This window comes from Microbacterium sp. OVT16B (genome assembly GCF_019969705.1).
Lineage (GTDB): Bacteria > Actinomycetota > Actinomycetes > Actinomycetales > Microbacteriaceae > Microbacterium > Microbacterium natoriense.
The window spans coordinates 1-2,399 of the sequence record NZ_JAHXZA010000002.1 but is presented as its reverse complement, the minus strand read 5'-3'; the positions used below and the strand labels follow the sequence as shown (position 1 = coordinate 2,399).

Sequence of the window (2,399 nt, the reverse complement as noted above, 5' to 3'; positions counted from 1 at the left end):
GAGAGGGAAAGGAGGGGAAAGAGAAGAGAGGAGGGAGGGGGAGAGGAGGGGAAGGAGGGAAGGGGAAGAAGGGGAGGGGGAGGAGGAAAGAAAGGAAAGAGAAAAGAAAGGAAGAGAAGGAAGAAGAGGGAAAAGAGGAGAGAAAGGAAGGAAGGGAGAAAGAGAGAGGGAGAAAAGGAGGAGAAAGAGGAAGAAGAGAAGAGAGAGAGGGGGAGGAAGAGAAAGAAGAGAGAAGAAGGAAAAGAAGAAGGAAAAGAAGAGGGAAAGAGAGAAGGAGGGGAAAAGAAAAGGGAAGGGAGGGAAGAAGAAAAAGAGAAGGAGGAGAAGGAAGGAAGGAAAAGAAGGGAAAGAGAAGGAAGGGGAAGAGAAGGAGAGGGAGGAGAAGGAGAGGGGAAGAGAGGAAAGAAAAGAGAGAAGGAGGAGGAGAAAAGAAGAGAGGAGAGAGAAAAAGAGAGAGAAGAGGAAGGAAGGAAGGAGGGGAAGGGAAGGGGAAGGGAGAAAGGAAAAAAAGGAAAGGAGAGGGAGGGAGAGGAAAGGGAGAGGGGAAGGGAAGAAAGAAGAGAAGAGGAGGGGAGAGGGGAGGAAGAAAGGAGGGAAAAAGGAGAAGAGAGGAGAGGAAGGAGAGAAAGGGAAGGAGAAGAAGAAGAGGAGGGGAAGAGGGAAGAAGAAAAAAAGGGGAGAAGAAGGGAGGGGAGAAAGGAGAGAGAGGGGAGAGGGGGGGGGAAGAAGGAGGAAAGGAGAAGAGGGAAAGAAAGAAGGAAAAGGAGGGAAGGGAAAGAGAGGAAGAGAGAGGGAGAGAGGGAAGAGGAAGGAGGGGGAAGAGGAGAGGAGGAGAGGAGAGAGAGAAGAGAGAAGAGAGAGGGAAGGGAAGAAGAGAAGGAGGAGGGGAAGGGGAAGGGAAAAGAGGAGAGGAAGAGAGGAAGGGAAGAAAGAAGAGAGGAAGAGAAGAAGAGGGAAGGAGGAGAGAGAAGAGAGAGGAAGGAGAAGGAGGGGGAGAGAGAAAAGGAGAGGAAGAGGAGGAAGGAGAGAGAAGGGGAAAGAGAGGAGGGGGGGAGGAGGAAAGGAGGAGAGGGGGGAGGAGAAAGGAGAAAAGAGAGGAGGAAAAGGAGGAGAAAGAAGGAGAGAAAAGGGAGAAGAGGAGGAGGAGAAAGAGAAGGAGAGAGAAGAGGAAGGAAAGGAAGGAGAAGGGGGGGGAGAGAGAAGAAGGAAGAAAGGGAGGGGAAAAGAAGAAGAAGAGGGAGAAGGGAGGGAAGAGAAGAGGAGGGAAGAGAGGGAAAAAGGAAGGAGAAGAAAAGGGGAGAAGGGGGAAGGAGGGAGGAAGGAAGGGAGAGAAAGGAGGGAAGGAGGAGAAGAAAGAGGAGGAGGAGAAAGAGAGAGGAGAGAGAGAGGAGAGGAAAGGAGGGGAGGAAGAAAAGAAGGAGAGAAAGGAGAGAGAGAAAGAGAGGAGGGGGAGGAGGGAGGAGAAGAGGAAGGAGGAGAGAGAAGGGGAGGAGGAGGAGAGAGGGGGAAGGAGAAGGGAGGGGAGAGAGGAGGGAGAGGGGGGGAGGGAAGGAGGGGAGGAAGAAGAGAGAGAGAAGGAAAGAGAGGAGAGGAGAAGAAAAAAGAGGGGAGAAGAAAAGAGGAGAGAGGGAAGGAAGGAGGAAGAGGAGGAAAGAAAGAAGAAGGGAGAGGAGAAAGAGAGAAGGGGGAGGAGGAAAAGAAAAGGGGAGGGGAGAGAAGAAGAAAGGGGAAGAGGAGAGGAGAAGAGAAGGAGGGAGAAGAGGAAAAAAGAAGGAGAAAGAAGGGGAAAAAGAAGGGGGAGGAGGGGGAAGGGGGAAGAGGGGAGGAAAAAGAGAAAAGAGAAAAGAAAAGAGGAGGGGAGGAAAAAAGGGGAAGAGAAAAAAGAGGGGGAGGAGAAGGAGGAAGGAGAGAAAAAGAAAGAAAGGAGATGTAAGGAGAGAAGTGAGAGGAAAGAAGGGAAGAGAGAGAGGGGAGAGGAGGAGGAAAAGGGGAAGGGAAAGGAGAAAAGAGAGAGGAGAAGGGGGAGGAAGGGAGGAAGAAGGGAGGGAGAGGGAGAGAGGGGGGAAGAGAGAGAAGAGGGAGAGAAAGAGAAGGAAAGGGAAAGAAAAAAAAAAAGGAGGAAAAGGGGGGGGGGGAGGGGAGAGAGAAGGGGAGAGAAAAAGGGAAAGAGGAAGGGGGAGGGAAGAGAGAGAAAGAGGAGAAAAGAGAGAAAGGGGGGGAGAGGAAGGGGAGGAGAGGGGGAGAAGGGAGGGGAAAAAGGGGAAAAGGAGGGGAAGGAAGGGGAGGAGAAGAGAGGGGAAGAAAAAGGGGGGAGGGAAAAGAAGGGAGGAAGGAAGGAAGAAGAAGGAAAAGGAAAGGGAGAGGAGGAAGAGAAGAGAAAGAGAGAAAAAAAAAGGGGC

Annotated in this window: 1 protein-coding gene; it reads left to right on the top strand. The window is 51.8% G+C overall.

Features of this window, described 5'->3' with window-relative positions; all coding sequences use genetic code 11:
- On the top strand, positions 1-2,399 hold a 2,399-nt coding region (locus LC438_RS18940), incomplete at both ends, for a hypothetical protein (RefSeq protein ID WP_223587497.1).